This window comes from Rhodospirillum sp. A1_3_36, from assembly GCF_047263945.1.
Lineage (GTDB): Bacteria > Pseudomonadota > Alphaproteobacteria > Rhodospirillales > Rhodospirillaceae > Rhodospirillum.
On sequence record NZ_JBLAVB010000004.1, the window covers coordinates 286,005 to 308,975 of the forward strand.

The window sequence follows — 22,971 nt, forward strand, 5'->3', positions numbered from 1 at the left end:
CTATGGGACGTTTCGGCGCCGGACAAGCCATGCGTCGGGTGGAGGACCAACGGTTCCTCACCGGCCAGGGCCGTTACACCGACGACATCACTTATCCGAACTCGGCCCATTTGGCCGTGCTCCGCAGCCCCCACGCCCATGCGGAGATCACCGCGCTGGACGTGACGGAGGCCCGCACCGCCCCCGGCGTCATTGCCGTGCTGACGGAAGCGGACCTGACCGCGCAGAAGATCGCCGACCTGCCCGTGGGCTTCATGGTGACCAGTTCCGACGGCTCCCCCATGGCTATCCCGCCCCGCCCGGCCCTTGCCCGGGGGCGCGTGCGCTACGTCGGTCAACCCATCGTCGCGGTCATCGCCGAGACCCCCAACGCCGCCCGAGATGCCCTGGAACTGATCGAGATCGAGTTCGACTCCCTCGACGCCGTGGGCGATCTGACCGCCGCCACCGCCGAGGGCGCCCCGGTCCTCTGGGAAACCGAAGCCCCGGGCAATATCCTCTACGACTGGGAAATGGGCGAGCGGGAGGCGACGGACGCCGCCTTCGCCGAAGCCGCCCGGGTGGTCTCCATCGAATTGGTCAATGGCCGGATCGCCCCGACCTCCATCGAAGGCCGGGCCGCCCAAGCCCGCGTGGACGAAACCGGACGACTGGAACTGACGACCTGTAGTCAAGGGGCCCATGGCCTCCGCGATATTATCGCCGGGAAAGTGCTGAACATTCCCACCGACAAGCTGCATGTCCTCTGCCCCGACGTGGGCGGTGGCTTCGGCATGAAAATCTTCCTCTACCCCGAGCATGTCCTGGTGCTGCTCGGGGCCATGGTCACCCAAAGACCGGTGAAATGGGCGGCGGATCGCTCCGAGAGTTTCCAGGCGGACGTCCATGGCCGCGACCACCTGACTCGAGCCGAACTGGCCCTGGACGCCGATGGCCGCTATCTGGCGCTGCGGGTGGATACGCTGGCCAACATGGGCGCCTATGTCAGCCACTTCGGCGCCTTTATCCCCACCGCTGCGGGCACGGGCATGCTGCCGGGCGTCTATGACATTCCCACCATGCATGCCCGGGTGCGCGGAGTCATGACCAATACCGCACCCACGGACGCCTACCGGGGCGCCGGACGGCCCGAGGCAGCCTATGTGATCGAGCGACTGACAGACAAGGTCGCCCGGGAACTGGGCCTGACCCCCGCAGAAATCCGCCGCCGCAACTTCATCCCGCCCGAAGCCATGCCCTACAAGACGGCGGGCGGAAAGGTCTACGACAGCGGTGAATTCTCTGCCGTCCTCGACACGGCGCTGGCGCGCGCTGACTGGGACGGGTTTGACAAACGCAAGGCCGACAGCGCCGCCAAAGGACTGCTGCGGGGCCGGGGTCTGTCCTACTACGTGGAGGTCTGCGCCGGGGGCGCGCCGGAAACCGCAACCCTGGTGATGGACGAAACGGGTGGGGCAACCATCCTGATCGGCACCCAATCCAACGGCCAGGGCCATGAAACGGCCTATACCCAGATGGCCGCCGATGCCCTTGGTCTGCCACCGGAGCGGATCACCGTCGTCCAGGGAGACACCGACCGCATCGCCACCGGGGGCGGCACCGGCGGATCCCGCTCCATCCCGGTGGGCGGAGCGGCCCTCGACAAGGCCAACGACGCCCTGATCGCCAAGGCCCTGCCCATCGCTGCGGAATTGCTGGAAACCGAAGAAGGGGACGTCACCCTGGACGGCGGCATTTTCCGCATGCGCTCGGGCAACCGAACCGTCACCTGGAGCGACCTGGCCCGTGCCGCCCACGCCAAGGACGGAGAATTGACCGCAGCGGGGACTTGGCGTCCGGACACGGGCAGCTTCCCCAACGGCTGCCATATCTGTGAAGTGGAGATCGACCCGGAAACCGGACACCTGCGCATCGACCGCTACACCATCGTCGATGACGTCGGCGTAACCCTCAACCCGGTTCTGCTCAAGGGACAGGTGATTGGCGGAGCGGTCCAGGGGATCGGCCAAGCCCTGCGGGAAAAGGTGATCTACGATCCGGAAACGGCCCAGTTGCTCACCGGCACCTTGCAGGACTACGCAATTGCCCGGGCCGACGATTTCCCCGCCTTCGACTTCTCCACCCGCAACATCCCCTGCACGACCAACCCCCTGGGCGTGAAGGGCGCGGGCGAGGCCGGGACCATCGGTGCCACGCCAACCCTGGTCAACGCCGCCTTCGATGCCCTTTGGGACTTGGGTGTCAGGCGTCTGGACATGCCGCTCACGCCGCCAGACCTGTGGCGGACCATCCAAAACGCCAAAGACGCTCAATCGGCTTAACCAAAACAGGACGCTCCCTTTCCATGTATGACGCCCCCTCCCGCCTCGCCCTGGTTTCCGCCCTTCTGCCCATCGCGCTGCGGGCGGGGGAGGTCATCATGGAGGTCTACAACACACCCTTTGCCGTCGAGACCAAGGGGGACAATTCCCCGGTCACCGAAGCCGATCAAAAAGGGGAAGCGGTGATCCTGGAGGGGCTGAAGACCCTGACCCCGGATGTCACCATCGTCGCCGAGGAATCCGTCGCCGCAGGGCGCATTCCCACCGTCGGAGACGCCCCTTTCTGGCTGGTGGACCCCCTCGACGGCACCAAGGAATTCGTCAAGCGCAACGGCGAGTTCACCGTCAACATCGGCCTCATCGTGAACCGGGTTCCGGTGTTGGGCATCGTCCATTGTCCGGCATTGGGCACCACCTACCTGGGCGCCGATCCGGGCACGGCACGGATGATCGAAGCCGATGGCAGCGACCACCCCATTTCCTGCCGCGTTCCACCGGAAGAGGGCATCACCGTCCTGGGCAGCCGCAGCCATGGGACCGGCGACGCCATGGACCGCTTCCTGGCCGACTATACGGTCAAGGAGCGGATCGCTGCGGGCTCCAGCCTCAAATTCTGTCGCTTGGCCGAGGGGATCGCCGATCTCTATCCACGGCTGGGTCCCACCTGCGAATGGGATACGGCTGCGGCCCATGCGCTTCTGCTCTCCGCAGGGGGAAGCGTCACCACCCTGGACGGAGCCCCCCTGACCTATGCCAAGCGGGCGGATTTCCTGAACCCCCATTTCATCGCCCAAGGGTTACCCGCCGGATCGACGGTCGCAGCCTGACCTGGAAAGGCCCTTTCCTTGTCCCTTCCCTCCGCTCTCCTCGAGACCCTCTCGCACCGACTTGGCCCACGCGGACTGCTGACCGAGGGGGGGGACCTTGCCCCCTACCTCAAGGAACAGCGGGGGCGGCTGACCAGCCGGGCCCATGCCGTCGCCCGCCCCGATACGACGGAAACCTGCGCCGCCGTCGTGCGCCTCTGCGCCGAGGCCGGAGTGGCCATCGTGCCCCAGGGGGGGAATACGGGACTGGTCGGGGGAGCCGTTGCCGGAGAGGGGGAATTGGTCCTCTCTCTGGATCGAATGACCCGGATCCGCACCATCGATCCCCTGAACTTCACCCTGACCTGCGATGCCGGATGCCTCCTGGCAGAGGTCCAAAGCGCTGCAACCCATATGGGTCGCCTTTTCCCCCTCTCCCTTGCAGCGGAAGGCTCCTGTCGCATTGGAGGGGTCTTGTCGACCAACGCGGGCGGTGTCGGCGTTTTGCGCTATGGCCCGGCCCGGGACCTCTGCCTGGGTCTGGAGGTCGTCCTGCCCGATGGGCGGATCTGGGATGGCTTGCGCGCCCTGGGAAAGGACAATACGGGTTACGCCCTGCGCCACCTGTTTATCGGTGCCGAGGGAACCCTGGGGATCATCACCGGAGCTGTTCTCAAGCTCTTCCCCGCCCCCCGCGAGACGGCCACGGCCTTCTGCGCTCTGGACGCCCTGCCCAGAGTGGTGGATCTGTTGGCGCTGGCCCGGGAACGGGGCGGGGATACGGTGACCGCCTTCGAGGTTCTCCCCCGTATGGGGTTGGAGGCAGCCATTGCGCATCTGCCGGACGGCCGGGATCCCCTGGAAGCGCCCCACCCTTGGTACGCCCTGGTGGAAATGACCTCCGCCCGGGCTGATGGCGGCCTGACCGAGCTCCTGACGGCCACCTTGGCCGAAGCCCTGGAGCGCGGGATCATTGCCGATGCCACCGTCGCAGCCAGCCAGGACCAAGCCGCCTCGCTCTGGGCCTTACGGGAATGCCTGTCCGACGCGCAAAAACCCCTGGGCGGGTCCATCAAACATGATGTCTCCGTGCCCACGGCCCAGGTTCCCGCGTTCATCGAGGCCGCCAGCGCCGCAGTCCTCCGGGCCATGCCGGGGATTCGCCCCTGCCCCTTCGGCCATCTGGGGGATGGCAATATCCACTTCAACCTGACCCAACCCGAAGGCATGGACACTGGGGCCTTCCTGGACCGTTGGGCAGAAATGAACCGGATCGTCCACGACATCGCCACCGCCATGGGTGGATCCATCAGCGCTGAACATGGCATCGGCCTCTTTAAGGTCGAAGACTTGGCCCGCCACAAGGGGCCGGTGGAGATGGATATGATGCGGGCGATCAAAGCCGCCCTGGATCCTCGGAATACCTTCAATCCGGGGAAGATCCTACCGACTGCGTGATCCGAGCCCGACGGCGCACGACACTGTTTCGTCCTTTTTGGGCGATTGCCCAAGCCCATTTGGGGGCAAATGCCCCCAAACCCCCTTTTTTTTTACAAATAGGGGCCTGGGGCCGTACGGCCAATAACTTCTTGAAATCTGGGGCCTTTCGGCCAAAAATAATCGTTTGGGCCCGTACAGCCCCAGTGGGGGACGGGGCAAAGCCCCGTGACGGAAAGTCATCCCCTAACTGTCCCGTGTCCAACGTGATCTAGCTGGACCGTAACCGGGAGGACATCTCATTGATGGTTCCCGACAAGTCATTGATATCCCCGACCACTTGGCCGATTTCCCGAGCTATTTCCCGCGTGGCCTCATTCTGCTGCGCAACAGCACCGGAGACTTGACCAGAAATGTCCCGAAGTTGCTGGATCAATTCTCCAACATTGCCAATGGCTGTGACCGCTTGCCGCGTGGTATTTTGAATCGTGTCGATTTGCAGGGTGATATCGCCCGTAGCGTCCGCAGTCTGCTTGGCCAGAACCTTGACCTCATTGGCGACGACGGCGAAGCCTTTCCCTTCCTCACCGGCCCGAGCGGCCTCAATGGTGGCGTTCAAAGCCAATAGGTTGGTTTGGGAGGCGATATCACTGATGAGTTTCACCACTGACCCGATTTTTTCCGTCACGCTGGACAGCTCCGTCATGGTGCTTTCCGTCGCCGACACGGCTTCGGCAGCGTCCAGGGAACGGGCTGCAGTCATCTCCACCTGTTCGGAAATTCCGCTAATGGAGGCGGAAAGCTCCTCAGCAGCAGAGGCCACCGTTTCGGCACTGCTTGCCACCCGGCTGTTGCCTGCGGAAACCGTGGTTTCCAAGACGTCGGCGGTTTTCTCGATCATCGACTTCCGCTCGGCTTCGGCCGCAACCTGATGCTGCTCGGCGACGACCTGATCATTAATGTCGATCAGCGACCCACAAGCCCGTTCAGCGACACCCTGCCCGTTTCTGGAAACACCCCCGATGGCCCGAAACCAACGGTATTCCCCATTGCGACACTTCAGTCGATAGCTGACGTCATAGCCAACCTTCCCGGTCCTGTCATTGATACAGGCGCTGAACTTGGCGAAGGTGTTGTCCACATCCTCCGGGTGCAACCGATCGGACCAAGAGGTCATAAGATCGGGAAAAGACGCCTCGCTGTCGAACCCAACGAGCCGCCTGAATTCCGGCGACCACCGCCACTGGCTTTTCTCGTGGGCGGCATCCCCTTCGTACAAAAGCGCATCCCAAAGCCCAACACCTGCATGGGCATCAAGCAAGGCCTGCCGCTCCTCGACTTCGCGCTGTTCGTGAACGTCAATCAAGGCTCCACAGGCCCGCTCGGCCAAACCGCTGGGTGTGCGTGCCACGCCACCAACGGCACGGAACCACCGATAGGTGCCATTCTTCATCCGCAAACGATACACCACATCATAGCCCGTTCGCCCCGAAACATCCGCAAGGCAGGCTTGGAAGGCGCTGGAAGTCGGGTCCACATCCTCGGGATGAAGTCGGTCAGACCAGGACTCCATGCGGTCGGGAAAATCCCTTGTATCCTGTCCATCGAAGCCCAAAAGGCGCCTAAAAACCGGAGACCAACGCCATATACTGTTCGGATGCGCCGGATCCCCATTCACCAGTTGGGCATCCCAAAGACCAACGCCAGCGTATTCGTTCAGCAAGGCAATCAGTTCGCTTTCCTGACCTTGGACCTTCGCCCCGCGCTTAGACATGAACATACTCATAACCTCCGATGATAGGCGTGTTTTACTCTACGACCATAGGCCAAGGCCTGACATTCCATGCAGGGCATTCATTGCCAAGCGAACCACACCTACAGCCCAACCGCCCATACAGGCATCGACCACAGATCTGAACGAGTACATCCTTTGTGATCCACTGTAAAGACCAAAAGACCTATCCGCCTTCAGGGACGGTTGCCGAGAGCCGATTTCATTCAGGGTGAATCGAGAAAGGCTTCAGCCCAAGTTTGGAAAGGGCCCGAGTTCGGAAAGGAGATGCCTGAACTCACGACACCGCGCCCTGTCCGGTGACACCGATGGCAAACGTCGCTACGCCAGAGCCTATCGTGGAAAACTTGGCTCACGAGACAGGCCTTAAGGACCTTGTATTGGAGCACAGTGTCGCGGGACTCCACCCCAGGCTGCTTCCGATTTGTTCTACCGTACGGGCGACCCCATCGAAAACCACAGAGATCAGCACTCCTTGTCGTTCACAGGAAGGGCGGCGAATAGAGCAATCCTCCTTCGGTCCAGAGCTTATTCAACCCCCTGTCCAGTCGGAGCGGACTCTCATCGCCCAGGTTTTTCTGAAAAATCTCGCCATAGGATCCCACTTGGCTAATGACCCGCCGCACCCAGTGGTCATCCAGCCCCAAGGAAGCGCCCACCCCAGGGTCTTCGCCCAGGAAGCGGCGCAGGGGGGGATTGCTGGCCTTGGCCGCAACCTGATCCACGTTGGCCCGGGTCAGGCCGTATTCCTCCGCCTGGATCAAAGCGTTCAGGGTCCAGCGTACAATATCGAACCAGCGGTCATCCCCCTCCCGCACCACCGGCCCCAAGGGCTCCTTGGACAACACATCGGGAAGGATGCGAATGTCTCTGGCGCGAGGCGCCTCGGCCATGACAAGAGAGGCCAGCGCCGTCCGATCCCCCGTATAGGCCTGACATTCCATCTGAAAAAACCCGGCGCGGGCGTCATTCAAGTTATTGTGAAAAACCGGAACGAGGGGAAGATTACGGGCCTTGATCACATCCTCAATGTTCCGAGCGGTTGTCGTATTGCTTTGCAAGCAAACCCGCGTGCCAGCGGGCAGATCCTTGGCCTTCTCCCCGGGCGTGCTGTTCCAGACCAGCAGCCCTTGGCCGTCATAGACACTGACCCCCGGAAAGGACAGGCCCATGCCGGCGTCGCGTTTCAGGGTCCATGTGGTATTCCGCGCAAGGAGATCGACGGCCCCCTCGGTCAGGGCCTGTAAACGGACCGAGGCACTCAAGGGCACAAATTCCACCAGTTCCCCATCGCCCAGAACCCCGGCGGCGACGGCGCGACAGAAGTCTGCATCGAACCCCACCCAGTTCCCTTGAGGATCGACCGAACTCATTCCGGCCAACCCCACATTCACGCCGCACTTCAAAAGTCCCCGGTCCTTGATGGCCTCAACCGTCATCCCAGCGGACAGGGCATCCCCGTCCGCGATGGTTTGAGCCCATGCCATTCCATTGGCCCAAAGAAGTCCCAGGGAGATGAGAGCAGCAAGGGACAACTGACCAACAGACCCGAAGCGCCCCATAAACACTCCCCCCCCAAGGAAAAACAAATCAACCGAGCGAAACGTACCATGCCTGCCCCCCCGGAGAGAAGGCATCATCCATTCAGAAGATCCCATGGATTCGGGCAACCGAAGGCCCCGTTTCCAGGAAAGTCTTTTGGCTCGAGCCCTGGCCCGCTATCTTGGATCTTTCAAGTGCCGTATCCTTCCGTAGCCGATAACTCGAAATGGTAACGACAGAGTGACACGACGGTTCAGCGTTCGCGTGCGCCTTCTCTTGGGCTTCGGCTGTGCGGCCTTATTCGCCGTGGGGGCGAGCGCCATGGGTTTGGGCGCCTTCTCCACAGTTGAGCGTGCCCAGGGGATCCTGCTCGGCGAATACCTGCCAACGGTGGAAATGGCCCAGGCCTTGGCCCACCAAACCCAGGCGGTCGCAGCGGCGGCCCCCCAATTGCTCGTGGCAGAAAGCTCGGCAGAACGGCAATCCGCCGCCGAACGGTTGGCCTCCCAATTGACCGCCCTTGATTCCCATTTGGCGAACCTACGCCCCCGGCTCGCCGACCCGGCGTTCCTGGATACACTTGAAGGCCAAAGATTGGACATGGCCGACGCCCTGACCGCCTTGGACCACTGGGTGGAAACCCGAATTGTCAGCGGCCAAGCTTTTGCCGCGCGGACCGCACGGACCCGGGACGCCCTTCATGACCTGCGGACCCACCTGGACGCTGCGCATGCCAGGGAGCACATGACACCCAAGTCGGAACCGGCGGACGAGCCGTCAGGATCGGCGGACGAGACAATCACGTTCACCCTGCTGGCTACAGCAACCGCCCACGTGGCTTTGGCTGAATTATCCTCGGCCCAGGGCATGCGCCTTCGAAAGGTGGAAGGAACCTACCGATCGGCCCTGACCTCTGCGGAACGGCTCCTCAGGACCTTGTCCCGAACCGAGGATTTGACGGAACCCCTGGCCATTCTCGAAACCTTGGAAAGAGAAAGCACCCAAGCGGACAACCTCTTCGCCCTCCGCGCTGAGGAAGCGGAGGCGAATCGCCGGGCCAAGGCCCTGCTGGTCGCCTATACGCAATACGCCAACCGCCTTGTTTATTCCGCCAACGCCCTGGCGACGACCATAACCGAGCAGATGCATGTCGCAAGCCAAGAACTGGACCAGGAACTGCGCGACACAGGTCTTGCCCTGATGGCCATCGCTGCGCTTTCGGTGCTCGGGGCGCTGTTCCTGGCCCTGTTCGTTGACCGCACCATATCCGGTCGCCTGACCGTTTTGCGCAAAACCATGGCCTCCCACGCTTCTGGCGTTCACAGCCCCATACCTGACTTTGTCGATGACGAGATCGGCGACATGGCCGAAGCCCTCAAGGTTTTCGTTGCCAAGATCACGAGCCGAGAAAAGGCCTTGCAGGCCAGCGAAGATCACCTGCGCGCGGTCATCGATGCCGTACCCGAGGGGATCCTGACGGTCGATCCCGAAGGAATCGTGCAATCAGCGAGCCGATCGACCGACCGGCTATTGGGCTCGGATCGGAGTCTGGCTGGCCTTCCCCTGGCCCGAGTGATCGGCTCCCCTCTGCCTTCAACGACGGGGACCCCGGCAGATGGTGCACAACAAGCGCCAAACGGGACGGATCTTTCTCCGGCTACCCCAGCCCAGTTGTCGAACGCAGCTCGTTCCAAACGGCCCCTGCCCGTCACCATCAAAAAAGCCAACGGACCGGCAATCCAAGCGGAAATGACCGTTGATGGAATCATTCGGGACGACAGGCGCCTCTACGTCGTAACCCTGCGCGACACATCAGAACGCGAGCGAACGGAGGCCGAGCGCGAACGTTTCCTCGCCCTGCTGGGCGCCGCACAGGAAGCCACCGCGGATGGCTTGATGGTCTCGGACTTGGCGGGCGGCGTCATCTCCGCCAATAAGAAGTATTTCCAGATCCTCGGTTTTTCCGGAGCCCCCCCAACGGCGCTTCCCCGACACGAGCGGCTGCATCAGGTCTCGGCCAAAACCACCGACCCCGCCGCCTTTGAGAAGCGCGTCCTTCAGGTGGAAGCGGATCGAGACTTGGTCGCATTCGACTTGGTCAGCATGGCCGATGGACGCCAATTGGAACGATATTGCGCCCCCTTCCGCGTCGCCGGAGAGATCGCGGGGCGGGTTTGGAGCGTGCGGGATGTCACCGAGCGGGAACGCTCTCGTGCGGAATTGACCCGGGCCAAAGACGCCGCAGAACAGGCCCTCCAGGACCTGCGCGATGCCCAGCGTAATTTGGTGGAAGCCGAGAAAATGGCAGCCCTCGGTCAACTGGTGGCAGGCGTTGCCCACGAAATCAACACCCCCGTGGGGATCACTGTCACGGCGGCCTCCCATATCGCCGACGAATCCAAGGCCATTCGTGCCCTGTTCGAGAAAGGCGAAATGCGCAAATCCCGCTTTCTGGACTACCTGAATGCAATGGGTGAAGCCGGAGACCTGTTGCTGTCCAACGCCAACCGGGCTGCGGAGCTGATCCAGGGCTTCAAGCAAGTCGCCGTCGATCAGACCAGCGACGAGCGACGACGCTATGATCTGGCCCAATATGCCCATGAGGTTTTGGTCAGCCTGGGCCCACGCCTGCGCAAAAGCCCCCATTCCCTGACGTCAGACTTCCCGCCGGACACCATCATGGACAGCTATCCCGGTGCCCTTTCCCAGATCCTGACCAATCTGCTGCTCAACGCCCTGACCCATGCCTTCCTTCCCGACCAAGCCGGAACCCTTCGTGTTGCAGCACGCTGCCTTCCCGGCGACCAAGTGGAACTGATTGTGGCCGATACGGGACGGGGTATGACACCGGAAATCCGCGAACAGGTGTTCGAGCCCTTTTTCACAACCCGCAGGGGCCAGGGCGGATCAGGGTTGGGATTGCACATCGTTTACAACCTGGTCACACGCACCCTGGGGGGACGGGTGACCGTTGACAGCACCCCCGAGGTGGGCACAACCTTTACCGTCACCATCCCGCGAATCGCCCCGATGCGTGCCTCAACAGCCCTTGCCAGCCCGTCCCAGCCCTGAGTACACCCATACCCCTGACCGGCGGATGCCCCCTGACGAAGGGGCAATCAGGAAAGGCGAGGTGGCACACCCGGGCCACACTGTTGCCGCATAGCCACGTTGGTTGTAGAATGTTTCCGGAACCGAATGACGAGTCTTGCGTTTTTAGTGCTAGGGACGAATTGTTCCTATTAATGCGGCAGTCGGGTAATGGAGGGGACGATCCACCATTCCCGCTTCGCCTCCTAAGGGGCACCGCATCTCATCTCTTTGGGCATATGGGAAACGATTGCCATGACCAATACCTTTAAGCTCGCTTGCCTGCTCGGCGCTGCAGCCCTGCTGCCAGCCGTGGCTCAGGCCCAGACCCCGGAAGGCGCCTACGTCGCCATTCAGGGCGGCGTGAACTTCAATATGAATGAAAAGGCCTCCGTCGCTGGTGCCTCCGGCGATGTGGAGACCAACGTCGGTTACGCCGCTGGCGCGGCGGCCGGCTACGCGTTCGGCGGCGGGCCCCGTGTCGAATTGGAAACCACATGGCGCTCCAACAGCGTTGATTCCGTCGGGGCCTTCGGCACCAACGGCGACCTGAATTCCGTCAGCGTGATGGCCAATGCCATTTACGACATTCCGCTGGGCATGGACTTCTTCCCCTATGTCGGTGCTGGCGTCGGTATGTCCTGGGTGATGGCCGACATGCGCGAGCCCTCGACCGGAACCAGCGTGAATGATGATGACATCGCCTTCGCCTACCAAGGTATCGCAGGCGTTGGCTACAACATCACCGAAAACGTTGGCGTGACCCTCGACTACCGCTTCCTGGGCACGACCCCGCTGAACTTCTCGTCCTCAGCAGGCAACGTCGATTATGACGCCTACTACAACCACACCATCATGGCTGGCCTGCGCTATTCCTTCACCAAACCCCCCGCTCCTCCGGTTGAGGAAGTGGTTGAGGAGCAGGTGATCGAAGTTCCCGAGTCCTACCTGGTGTTCTTCGACTTCGACAGCACCGCCATCACCCCGGAAGCCGGCGGCATCATCAGCACGGCAGCCACCAATGCCAAGGCCACCGGCTCTTCCATGATCGAAGTGACCGGCCACGCCGACCGCTCCGGTTCCGCCGAATACAACATGGGTCTGTCCCTGCGTCGCGCCGATGCTGTCCTGGCCGAGTTGGAGCGGAATGGTATCCCCCGCAGCGACGTTGCCGTTTACGCCAAGGGCGAAACCGACCCGCTGGTCCCGACCCCCGATGGCGTGCGTGAGCCGCAGAACCGTCGCGTTGTCATCGTCCTGAAGTAGGATCCTCCTTCCCTTCTCTCCATCATCGCTGGTAGCGGAGAGAATCGGTATCTGAGAAACGGGCGCCCTTGCGGGCGCCCGTTTTTTTTTGCCCCACAAAGGCCCCCTTCGAAAAGAAAGAAGAGCCCAACCTCCGACCTCGGCGGGAAGCGAAACAAAGGCAGAGCTCCCACAAACCGGTGGCCCACCCCCCTTCAACCTATTCAATTCAAACAAAATTGCACCAAATCCGGATCCACTCAAAGGGCATCGTCGGCTCCGAAAAGGTTCACTTTTTACACGCAAAGTTTCGTATTGCACTGCAATATAGAAAGATTTAGTTTGACACGAAAGTCCGCTACGGGAATTCTAAGGGGGTAAAGCGTTCCTATCGCGCCGAAGAGAGCTTCCGAATGTCCCCAACGCCGCCCAGAAAACAACTAATTCTGTCCCTAGCCCGGGAACATGGGCGGGTGATGGTCGAGGATTTGTCGGCGCGGTTTTCTGTTTCGCCACAGACTATCCGAAAGGACTTGAACGAGCTCTGCGAAAACCAGGATCTGACGCGCACCCACGGGGGTGCACTTCTGCGAACGGGTGCAGCCAATGTTGGCTACGAAGCGCGACGGCTGGTTGCCTCTGAGGCGAAGGAGCGGATCGGTCTGGCTGCGGCCGAACTGATTCCCGATAACAGCTCGCTTTTCATCAATCTGGGCACCACGACAGAAGCGGTGGCCCGGGCGTTGGTGGGCCGGGTCGATCTGCTCGCAATTACCAACAATATTAACGTGGCCAATACCTTGCAGGCAGCTCCCGCCGTCGAGGTTGTGATCCTGGGCGGGGTCTTGCGGAAGTCCGATGGCGGGATCGTCGGCGAGGCCGCCTTGGATATGATCAACCAGTTCAAGGTGGACACAGCAGTGATTGGGGCCAGCGCCATCGACGGGGATGGCTCTCTGCTGGACTACGATTATCGCGAGGTCCGCATTACCCAGGCGATTATGGCGAACGCGCGGCGGACCATTTTGGTTTCGGATTCCTCAAAATTCGAAAGACGCGCCCCCGTTCGCGTCGCCCATTTGTCGCAGATGGACGTTTTTATCACGGATAGCGTGCCCTCCGACGCGATCCGAACCCTCTGTCGGGAAGCCGGGACCGTCATCCATGAGACGGGACCAGAGGAAAGCGAGCGGAAAGATGACTGAGACCATGGCGAAAAGAGAAGCCGGGACCGGCGAGATGCGCGACATCGCGATCATTGGTGGTGGTGTCAATGGTTGCGGCATTGCCCGGGATGCTGCCGGACGGGGTCTCTCCGTCCTGTTGTGCGAGCAAGGCGATATCGCAGGAGGCACCAGCTCCGCCAGCACCAAGCTGATCCATGGAGGGTTGCGTTATCTGGAATACTACGAGTTCCGGCTGGTTCGCGAGGCCCTCAAGGAGCGGGAGGTTCTGCTGCAGGCTGCGCCCCATATCATCCATCCCCTCCGCTTTGTTCTGCCCCACCATGAAGGCTTGCGTCCCTTTTGGTTCCTAAGGCTCGGCCTGTTCCTTTATGACCACCTGGGCGGTCGCAAGATCCTCCCCGGAACCGAGATCCTTTCGCTGACCAACGATGCCAGGGGGGCGCCCCTCGATCCCCGCTTCACCAAGGGCTTCGAATATTCGGATTGCTGGGTAGAGGACAGCCGTCTGGTGTCCCTCAACGCCCTGGATGCCTTGGAGCGGGGCGCCGACATCCGGGTGCGGACCAAATGTGTCTCCGCCGTCCGCGAGAACGGGGCTTGGACCGTGACCCTGGAAAACGAAAGCGGTGAGCGCGAAACCGCGCGCGCCCGTGTTCTGGTGAATGCCGCCGGACCCTGGGTCCAGGAGGTATTGACGGGCGTTGTCCGGTCCAATTCCGGCGAGCGGATCCGTCTGGTCAAGGGCAGTCACATCGTGGTCGATCGCATGTTTGAGCACGACCGCTGCTACATTTTCCAGAATGCCGATGGTCGGATCATCTTCGCCATTCCCTATGAGGAGGATTTCACCCTCATCGGGACCACCGATGTCGATTACAAGGGGGATCCCGCTGCGGTGGCGATCACCGACGACGAGATCGATTACTTGCTCGCCGCAGCCAGTGGATATTTCAAGGCGCCGATACCACGCGAAAGCCTGCGGTGGAGCTATTCGGGCGTGCGGCCCCTGCACGACGACGGGGCCAGCAGCGCCCAACAGGCCACCCGGGACTATGTGCTGTCCACCGATGGCGATGGCCGGGAAACGCCCCTGCTGCTGTCCGTCTTCGGTGGCAAAATTACCACATATCGCAAACTGACCGAAGCCGCCCTGGAGAAGATCCGCCCCACCCTCCCCAATATGGGAGCCCCCTGGACGGCAGGACGGGCCCTGCCCGGAGGGAACTTTCCCGTGGATGGGCGGACGGCCCTGGAGGCGCAATTGCGCTGGTCCTACCGCTTCCTAGAGGAGTCCCAGGCCCGCCGCTTCACCCGCCTGTACGGCACCCGGGCAAGGGAATTGTTGGGGGATGCGCGGAGCGCGGCAGACATGGGCCGGTCCTTCGGGTCTGGGCTCACCGAGCGGGAGGTCAACTACTTGGTTCGCCGGGAATTCGCCCGCCGCGCCGAAGACGTGGTCTGGCGTCGGACCAAGCTGGGCCTGCGGATGAGCCAAGCCGAAATCGCCGATTTGGATGACTGGATGAAAGACAACGCCCCCCGGATCGCCCATAGCGCGGCCTGACCGGACCGCTACGGACACTAACAAAAACGCAGACCGATACAACGTTGGACAACCGGCGGGTCGGATACGCCTCTGAATATCCAGAGGTTGGAACGGAATAGGGAACACAAGGAAATGTCTCATGCTGACTCTTGAGAACGTCGGCAAGCGTGTTGGCGGGGAGGACCACCTGAGCGGCGTTTCGCTGTCTTTGGAGCGGGGAACCCTCAACAACCTGCTCGGCCCCACGCTATCGGGAAAGACCAGCCTGATGCGGATCATGGCGGGCCTCGACGCGCCCACCTCCGGGCGGGTTCTGATCGACGACCGGGATGTGACCGGCGTCGGCGTGCGCGACCGTGACGTCGCCATGGTCTACCAGCAGTTCATCAATTATCCGACACTGACCGTGTACGAGAACATCGCCTCGCCCCTGCGGGTGGCCCGGTTACCCCGCGAGGAGATCGACCGCCGCGTCCGCGAAGCGGCGGAACTCTTGCGCCTCGCCCCCATGCTGGAGCGCACCCCCCTCCACCTGTCCGGCGGCCAGCAGCAACGCTGTGCCCTGGCCCGAGCCCTGGTCAAACAGGCGGATCTGGTTCTCTTGGACGAACCGCTTGCCAACTTGGACTACAAGCTGCGCGAGGAATTGCGGGTTGAACTGCCGCGCATCTTTGCCGCCTCCGGCGCCATCCTGGTCTATGCCACCACCGAGCCGGAGGAAGCGCTGCTGCTGGGCGGCAATACGGCGACCCTGCACGAGGGGCGCATCACCCAGTTCGGGCCCACCCTGGAAGTCTATCGCCGCCCCGTGGACCTGCGCACGGCCCGGGCCTTCTCCGACCCTCCGCTCAACAGCCTGCCGGTGACCAAACGGGGACCCTCTGTGCAAACATCGGACGGAACCGCCGTTCCCGTTGGCGCGACTTTGGCGAACCTGCCGGACGGCGCCTATACCCTGGCCTTCCGCCCCCATCTGCTGGGCTTGACCCCGTCGCAGACCGAATCCCGGGTGTTGAGTGCCCGGGGTCAGGTCTCCGTCGCGGAAATCACCGGGTCGGAGAGCTTCATCCACCTGGACGTCCTGGGACAGAAATGGGTGTCCCTGAGCCATGGCGTGACCCAAGCCGCGCCGGGCTCCGAGGTGACGGTCCATGTGAACACCGACCGGTGCTTCGTTTTCGACGCCCAGGACCAACTCGTGGTGGTCCCCGACCACGCCGAAGCCGCTTGAAACGGAAGGGATAGACCGCCATGGCCCGCATCGACCTTGTCGACCTCGCCCACTCCTATTTTCGCAATCCGACGCGCCGCGCCGATTACGCCCTGAAGGAAATGACCCTGTCCTGGGAAGACGGAGGGGCCTACGCCCTGCTCGGACCCTCGGGCTGCGGCAAGACCACCCTGTTGAACATCATGTCCGGCCTGCTTGTCCCCTCCCAGGGGCAGGTGCTCTTTGATGGCCGGGATATGACCCAGGTCATCACCGAAGACCGCAACATTGCCCAGGTCTTCCAGTTCCCGGTGATCTACGACACCATGACCGTCCGCCAGAACCTGGAATTCCCCCTGCGCAATCGCGGTGTGCCCGAAGCCGAGATCAAAACCCGTGTGGCCGAGATCGCCGAGGCCCTGCACATGACCGCAGAACTCGACCACAAGGCGCGGGGCCTGACAGCGGATGCCAAGCAAAAGATCTCCCTGGGTCGCGGTCTCGTGCGCCAGGACACGGCGGCGATCCTGTTCGACGAGCCGCTCACGGTGATCGACCCCCACATGAAGTGGGTGTTGCGGCGCCAGCTCAAGGACCTTCACCGCCGCTATGACTTCACCATGGTCTACGTCACCCATGACCAGACCGAAGCCCTGACCTTCGCCGACAAGGTGGTGGTGATGTACGACGGTGAGGTGGTTCAGGTGGGCACGCCGGAAGAGCTGTTCGAACGTCCGGCCCACACCTTTGTCGGCTATTTCATTGGCTCTCCGGGTATGAACGTCCTGCCCTGCCAAGTGGAGGGCAGCACCGCCCATGTCGGCGGTCTGGCCCTCGACCTGGGCCGCGGCTACGCCCCACCCGCCGCCGGAGCCAAGGTGGAACTGGGCGTTCGGCCCGAGTTTCTGAGTTTGGCCTCCGACGGAACCGGGGTTCCGGTGACCATCCAGGCCATGGAGGACGTGGGCCGCTACAAGATCGCCCGGGTGACCCTGGAGGGCCACCCCATGGCGGTGGTGGCGCCGGAAAGCGCCGCCTTCGATGGGGACCGCGCCCACCTGTCCATCGATCCGGGCCGGATCAATCTTTATGTGAATGACCATCTGGTGGAAGGGAGCCTGTGATCATGGATAAACCCCTGAACAATAAGGCCTGGTTCCTGGTCCTTCCGGTTTTTCTGTTGGTCGCCTTCAGTGCCCTTCTGCCGCTGATGACGGTGGTGAACTATGCCTTCCAGGATACGTTTGGAAACAACCAGTTCTTCTGGGCGGGCACCGATTGGTTTGAAAAGCTGCTCCATTCCGAGCGCTTTGGCGAGGCCTTGATCCGCCAAATCCTGTTCTCCGCCCTGATCCTGGCCATTGAAGTTCCCTTGGGTATCGCCGTCGCCCTCTGCATGCCGCGCAAGGGCATCTGGGTGCCAATCTGTCTGGTGCTGATGGCCCTGCCCTTGCTCATCCCCTGGAACGTGGTGGGGACCATCTGGCAGATCTTTGGGCGGGTGGATATTGGTCTGTTGGGGCATGTCCTCTACAACCTTGGGATCGACTACAACTATACCCAGGATCCCCTGTCGGCCTGGATCACGGTGGTGGTCATGGACGTCTGGCATTGGACCTCGTTGGTGGCCCTGCTGTGCTACGCCGGGCTCCAGTCGATCCCCGACGCCTTTTATCAGGCCGCACGCATCGATGGTGCCTCCCGCTGGAGTGTGTTCCGCCATATCCAATTGCCCAAGATGGACCGGGTCCTGTTGATCGCCGTGCTGCTGCGCTTCATGGACAGCTTCATGATCTATACCGAGCCCTTCGTCGTGACCGGAGGTGGGCCGGGCAATTCGACCACCTTCCTGTCGATTGATCTGGTGAAAATGGCCATTGGTCAGTTCGACCTGGGTCCTGCGGCGGCCATGTCGCTCATCTACTTCCTGATCATTTTGTTGATGTCCTGGGTGTTCTACACGGTCATGACCAAACAGGACGAGGGGCAGACGCATGTAAAGACCGGCGGTGGGGAGTAAGCCCTCCCCCCCTTTCCGTCGACCGCCGCCACCATACCGAACGACGCGGATAAACCGCGCAGGCCGAACTGTGTACCAGGGAACCAAGGGAAACGGACCATGTCCACCAACACCACGCCCGCAACGGGGGCCGCAACGGGCACCCCATCCGAGACCACACTTCGCACCCGAGGCCGGGGATTTCCGGTCAAGGCCCTGGTGATCGTCGCCTATCTGGTCTTCCTGCTGCTGCCCATTTACTGGCTGCTGACCATGGCGTTGAAGACCAACCAGGAAATCCTGTCCACCTTCAACCTGTTTCCGGACAATCCGACCTTCGCCAATTTCGCGGTAATCCTGACCGATCCCGCCTGGTACATGGGCTATGTGAATTCCACCATTTACGTGGTGCTGAACACGCTGATCTCCGTGACGGTGGCCCTGCCTGCGGCCTATGCCTTCTCCCGCTACCGGTTCATGGGCGACAAGCATCTGTTCTTCTGGCTGCTGACCAACCGCATGGCCCCGCCCGCCGTCTTCGCCCTGCCCTTCTTCCAGCTCTATTCCTCCATCGGTCTGTTTGACACGCCGCTGGCCGTGGCCCTGGCCCATTGCCTGTTCAACGTGCCCCTGGCCGTGTGGATCCTGGAAGGCTTCATGGGCGGCGTACCGCGGGAGATTGACGAGACCGCCTATATCGATGGCTACTCCTTCCCGCGCTTTTTCACGCGGATCTTCATGCCCTTGATTGCCCCGGGTATCGGTGTCGCCGCCTTCTTCTGCTTCATGTTCTCCTGGGTGGAGCTGCTGCTGGCCCGCACCCTGACCAGTGTCGATGCCAAGCCCATTTCCGCCACCATGACCCGCACGGTCTCCGCTTCGGGCCTGGACTGGGGCGTGCTGGCTGCGGCGGGGATCCTGACCATCATTCCCGGGGCCTTGGTCATCTACTTCGTGCGCAACCACATCGCCAAGGGCTTCGCCCTGGGCCGCGTCTGATCGAACGGAAGGAAACGGCACCATGACTCTCGACTGGATGGCCTGGACCTGGCCGACCGCCCTGTTCTTCATCGCCATTGCCGCAACCCTGATCACCATGACCGTGCTGGAAATCCGCTGTCCCACGGTGGCCCGGGTGGGTGTGCTGGGATTGAAGACCACGCGGGGAGACCGGTTGTTCATTTCCCTTCTGGGAAGTGCCTTCATCCACTTGGCCTGGTTGGGCCTGGTCGGGTCACCCCTTTGGGTGGCCTCCATCATTTCCCTCGTCTACGCCGCCTGCGTTTTTCGCTGGGCGTAACGACCCCTCTTTCAATGGGGCCTATCTCTTCAGGAAAGCCGGTATCCCCCTTTCCCTGACAGGCCCGGACCCGGCCGACAAAGCGCGCGCGGCCGGAAAACCCAAGTAGCGCGCGGAAGAATTGGGAGGATTAACGTGAATAAATCAGCTCTCATGGCCATGGCTTCGGCTGCGGTTCTCGCCATGGCGAGCCCAGCTTGGGCCGACATGGCGGCAGCCGAGAAATGGATCAACGACGAGTTCCAACCCTCGACGCTCTCCAAGGACGACCAGAAGAAGGAAATGGAGTGGTTCATCAAGGCCGCCGAACCCTTCAAGGGCATGGAAATCAACGTGGTGTCGGAAACCCTCACCACCCATGAATACGAATCCAAGACCCTGGCCAAAGCCTTCTCCGAAATCACCGGCATCAAAATCACCCACGACCTGATCGGCGAAGGCGATGTCATCGAGAAGTTGCAGACCCAAATGCAATCGGGCCGCAACATCTATGACGCCTACATCAATGACTCCGACCTGATCGGTACCCACTTCCGCTATCAGCAGGTGGTGCCGCTCTCCGACTGGATGGCGGGCGAGGGCAAGGACGTCACCGACCCCATGCTCGACCTCGACGACTTCATGGGGTTGAGCTTCACCACCGGTCCGGATGGCAAACTCTACCAATTGCCGGACCAGCAATTCGCCAATCTGTATTGGTTCCGCTACGACCTGTTCACCGACCCGGATATCAAAGCCAAGTTCAAGGCCAAATACGGCTATGACCTGGGCGTGCCGGTGAACTGGTCCGCCTATCAGGATATCGCGGATTTCTTCACCAACGACATCAAGGAAATCGACGGCAAGCCCATCTACGGCCACATGGATTATGGGAAGAAAGATCCCTCCCTTGGCTGGCGCTTCACCGACGCTTGGCTGTCCATGGCCGGCGAGGGGGACAAGGGCATTCCCAACGGCCTGCCCGTCGACGAATGGGGCATCCGTGTGGAAGGCTGCCGTCCGGTCGGCTCCTCGGTCACCCGGGGTGGCGCCACCAATGGCCCGGCGGCCGTCTACGCACTGACCAAATACATTGACTGGCTGAAGGCCTATGCGCCGCCCGAGGCCGCTGGCATGACCTTCTCCGAAGCCGGTCCCGTTCCCGCCCAGGGCAACGTGGCCCAGCAAATCTTCTGGTATACCGCCTTCACCGCCGACATGGCCAAGAAAGGGACCCCGGTGGTCAATGACGACGGCACTCCCAAATGGCGGATGGCCCCCTCCCCCCATGGCCCCTATTGGGAAGAGGGCATGAAACTCGGCTATCAGGACACCGGGTCCTGGACCCTGATGAAGTCCACTCCGGTGGAACGCCGCAAGGCCGCTTGGCTCTACGCCCAGTTCGTGGTTTCCAAAACCGTGTCGCTCAAAAAGACCCATGTGGGCCTGACGCCCATCCGCGACAGCGACATCCGGGATCCGTCCTTTACCGAGCGGGCGCCCATGCTGGGTGGTCTGGTGGAATTCTACCGAAGCCCGGCCCGGGTGCAGTGGACGCCGACCGGCACCAACGTCCCCGACTATCCCAAGCTCGCCCAACTGTGGTGGCAGAACGTGGCCGACGCCGTGACCGGTGACAAGACGCCCCAGGAAGCCATGGACAGCCTCGCCGAGCAGCAGGACAATGTGATGGAGCGCATCGAACGCGCTGGTATCCAAGGGGATTGCGGTCCCAAGCTCAACGAGCCCAGGGACGCCCAATACTGGTTCGACCAGCCGGGTGCGCCCAAGCCCAAGCTCGCCAACGAGAAGCCCCAGGGCATCACCGTGGACTATGACGAACTGGTCAAGAGCTGGAAGGACGGCAACGTTAAGTAGCCCACTCGACCTGTCGATTTTTGGGACCGGAGACACCTTCTCCGGTCCCATTTCATGCGTCCCGCCCGGGACACGACTGAACTGAAAAGGCACGTCCCATGCCCCATATCCTCGCCATCGATCAGGGTACCACCAGTTCGCGAGCCATCATTTTCAATGACCAGGGCCACGCGGTTGCCTCCGCCCAGAAAGAACTGCCCCAGCACTTTCCCCAGGACGGCTGGGTCGAGCACGATGCCATGGACATCTGGCACGACACCCTGTCCACCTGCCGGGAGGCCATCACCTCGGCTGGATTGACGGGAAAGGACATCGCCGCCATCGGCATCACCAACCAACGCGAAACGGCGGTGCTGTGGGACCGGGCAACGGGAGAGCCCGTCCATAACGCCATCGTCTGGCAGGACCGGCGGGGAACCGCCCAATGCCGGGAGCTGGTCGCCGGAAACCACGAAGCCCTGATCCGCGACCGCACGGGGTTGCTGATCGACCCCTATTTCTCCTCCACCAAGCTGTCCTGGCTATTGGATAACGCCGGTCCGGACATCCGAAAACGCGCTGACGCCGGGGATCTGGCCTTCGGAACCGTTGATTCCTGGCTCATCTTCAAGCTGACCAACGGCGCTGTCCATGTGACGGACGCCACCAACGCCTCGCGGACACAGCTGTTCGATATCCACCGGAACCGCTGGGACGAGGACCTTCTGGCCCTGTTCAATATCCCCGCAGCGATTCTGCCCGAGGTTCTCGATAGCGCCGCCCGGTTCGGCGAAACGGATCCGGCCCTCTTCGGAAGCAGCATCCCCATTACCGGTGTGGCCGGGGATCAGCAGGCGGCGGTGATCGGACAAGCCTGTTTCGAGCCGGGCATGGTGAAGTCCACCTATGGGACCGGGGCCTTCGCCCTCATGAACATCGGCGAGACCCCCCGGCTCAGCCGGAACCGCTTGCTGACCACCATCGCCTACCGCCTGGAGGGCCGAACCAGCTACGCCCTGGAAGGATCCATTTTCGTCGCCGGAGCGGCCGTGCAATGGCTACGGGATGGCTTGCGGCTGATTGCCTCGGCCAATGAAACCGAACAGTTGGCCCGGTCCGTGTCCGATACGGGGGGATGCTACATGGTGCCCGCCTTCACGGGCCTGGGCGCCCCCCATTGGGATCCCGCGGCGCGGGGTGCCATCATCGGCCTGACCCGGGATACCTCGCTGGAGCAGATCGTGCGCGCCGCTCTGGAGGCCCAGGGATATCAAACCCGGGATCTCCTCGACGCCATGGCCGCCGATAGCGGAACCCCGCTTCTCTCCCTGCGGGTGGACGGTGGTATGGTGGTCAATGATTGGATCTGTCAGTTTTTAGCAGATGTGACCAGCGTTGATGTGGAGCGCCCCGAGGTCATCGAAACCACAGCCCTGGGCGCGGCCTATTTGGCAGGACTGACGGTGGGGCTCTTCGAGGGGTTGGACAGTCTGTCCAACAAATGGCGTCGCGACCGGCTCTTCCAGCCGCGCCTTGCTGCGGTGGACCGGGAACGCAAGCTGGCAGGCTGGGCGCGCGCGGTTAAACGGGTGTCGAGCGCCATCAATTAGCCTGATTTGTAAATCCACGGTACACGACAGTCAGTACTCTTCCGTCACGG

The 22,971-nt window shown here is 62.1% G+C and carries 16 protein-coding genes; 14 read left to right on the top strand and 2 right to left on the bottom strand.

All coding sequences use genetic code 11. From position 1 onward, the window contains the following. The first annotated feature begins 2 nt into the window (after positions 1-2). The 3 genes from ACLIRY_RS11660 to ACLIRY_RS11670 are packed head-to-tail and all read left to right on the top strand — an operon-like array spanning position 3 to position 4,585. Positions 3-2,321 carry a xanthine dehydrogenase family protein molybdopterin-binding subunit gene (locus ACLIRY_RS11660; protein WP_413205561.1) on the top strand — a complete coding sequence of 773 codons (2,319 nt, stop codon included), beginning with the start codon at positions 3-5 and terminating at the stop codon, positions 2,319-2,321. A 23-nt stretch (positions 2,322-2,344) separates the two neighbouring features. Then, positions 2,345-3,148 (top strand): 3'(2'),5'-bisphosphate nucleotidase CysQ, encoded by an 804-nt coding sequence (gene cysQ / locus ACLIRY_RS11665; protein WP_413205562.1) that lies wholly within the window; start codon positions 2,345-2,347, stop codon positions 3,146-3,148. A gap of 18 nt (positions 3,149-3,166) precedes the next feature. Beyond that, the gene (locus tag ACLIRY_RS11670; RefSeq protein ID WP_413205563.1) at positions 3,167-4,585 is read left to right on the top strand and encodes an FAD-binding oxidoreductase; all 1,419 of its coding nucleotides are present in this window, start codon (positions 3,167-3,169) and stop codon (positions 4,583-4,585) included. A 250-nt stretch (positions 4,586-4,835) separates the two neighbouring features. Here ACLIRY_RS11670 and ACLIRY_RS11675 read toward each other — a convergent pair whose 3' ends face one another. After that, the gene (locus ACLIRY_RS11675; protein ID WP_413205564.1) at positions 4,836-6,338 is read right to left on the bottom strand and encodes a PAS domain-containing methyl-accepting chemotaxis protein; all 1,503 of its coding nucleotides are present in this window, start codon (positions 6,336-6,338) and stop codon (positions 4,836-4,838) included. Positions 6,339-6,838: 500 nt separating this feature from the next. Continuing rightward, positions 6,839-7,918: an amino acid ABC transporter substrate-binding protein gene (locus ACLIRY_RS11680; protein WP_413205565.1), complete on the bottom strand. Its 1,080-nt coding sequence runs from the start codon at positions 7,916-7,918 to the stop codon at positions 6,839-6,841. Between the two features lie 220 nt (positions 7,919-8,138). On the opposite strand from ACLIRY_RS11680, the gene ACLIRY_RS11685 reads away from it, so the two are divergent. The 11 genes from ACLIRY_RS11685 (at position 8,139) to glpK (ending at position 22,921) form a co-directional block, all read left to right on the top strand. Beyond that, complete coding sequence (locus tag ACLIRY_RS11685) at positions 8,139-10,970, top strand: ATP-binding protein (RefSeq protein ID WP_413205566.1); 2,832 nt, start codon at positions 8,139-8,141, stop codon at positions 10,968-10,970. A gap of 273 nt (positions 10,971-11,243) precedes the next feature. After that, a complete protein-coding gene (locus ACLIRY_RS11690; protein WP_413205567.1) occupies positions 11,244-12,254 on the top strand; it encodes an OmpA family protein in 1,011 nt (336 codons plus the stop codon). A gap of 392 nt (positions 12,255-12,646) precedes the next feature. Further along, positions 12,647-13,438, top strand: coding sequence for a DeoR/GlpR family DNA-binding transcription regulator (locus tag ACLIRY_RS11695; RefSeq protein WP_413205568.1), 792 nt, complete (start codon positions 12,647-12,649; stop codon positions 13,436-13,438). Next, positions 13,431-14,984 carry a glycerol-3-phosphate dehydrogenase gene (gene glpD, locus ACLIRY_RS11700; protein WP_413205569.1) on the top strand — a complete coding sequence of 518 codons (1,554 nt, stop codon included), beginning with the start codon at positions 13,431-13,433 and terminating at the stop codon, positions 14,982-14,984. Before ACLIRY_RS11695 ends, glpD begins: the two co-directional genes overlap by 8 nt. Before the next feature lie 121 nt (positions 14,985-15,105). Next, positions 15,106-16,197: an ABC transporter ATP-binding protein gene (locus tag ACLIRY_RS11705; protein WP_413205570.1), complete on the top strand. Its 1,092-nt coding sequence runs from the start codon at positions 15,106-15,108 to the stop codon at positions 16,195-16,197. 20 nt (positions 16,198-16,217) lie between these two features. Beyond that, entirely contained in the window at positions 16,218-17,300 is a 1,083-nt protein-coding gene (locus ACLIRY_RS11710; protein ID WP_413205571.1) for an ABC transporter ATP-binding protein, read from the top strand. A gap of 2 nt (positions 17,301-17,302) precedes the next feature. Then, entirely contained in the window at positions 17,303-18,196 is an 894-nt protein-coding gene (locus tag ACLIRY_RS11715) for a carbohydrate ABC transporter permease (protein WP_413205572.1), read from the top strand. Positions 18,197-18,295: 99 nt separating this feature from the next. Next, positions 18,296-19,174, top strand: coding sequence for a carbohydrate ABC transporter permease (locus ACLIRY_RS11720; RefSeq protein ID WP_413205573.1), 879 nt, complete (start codon positions 18,296-18,298; stop codon positions 19,172-19,174). A 22-nt stretch (positions 19,175-19,196) separates the two neighbouring features. Beyond that, positions 19,197-19,475 (top strand): DUF2160 domain-containing protein, encoded by a 279-nt coding sequence (locus tag ACLIRY_RS11725; protein WP_413205574.1) that lies wholly within the window; start codon positions 19,197-19,199, stop codon positions 19,473-19,475. A 159-nt stretch (positions 19,476-19,634) separates the two neighbouring features. Continuing rightward, a complete protein-coding gene (locus tag ACLIRY_RS11730; protein WP_413205770.1) occupies positions 19,635-21,332 on the top strand; it encodes an ABC transporter substrate-binding protein in 1,698 nt (565 codons plus the stop codon). 98 nt (positions 21,333-21,430) lie between these two features. Continuing rightward, positions 21,431-22,921, top strand: coding sequence for a glycerol kinase GlpK (gene glpK / locus ACLIRY_RS11735; protein ID WP_413205575.1), 1,491 nt, complete (start codon positions 21,431-21,433; stop codon positions 22,919-22,921). Positions 22,922-22,971 lie beyond the last annotated feature (50 nt).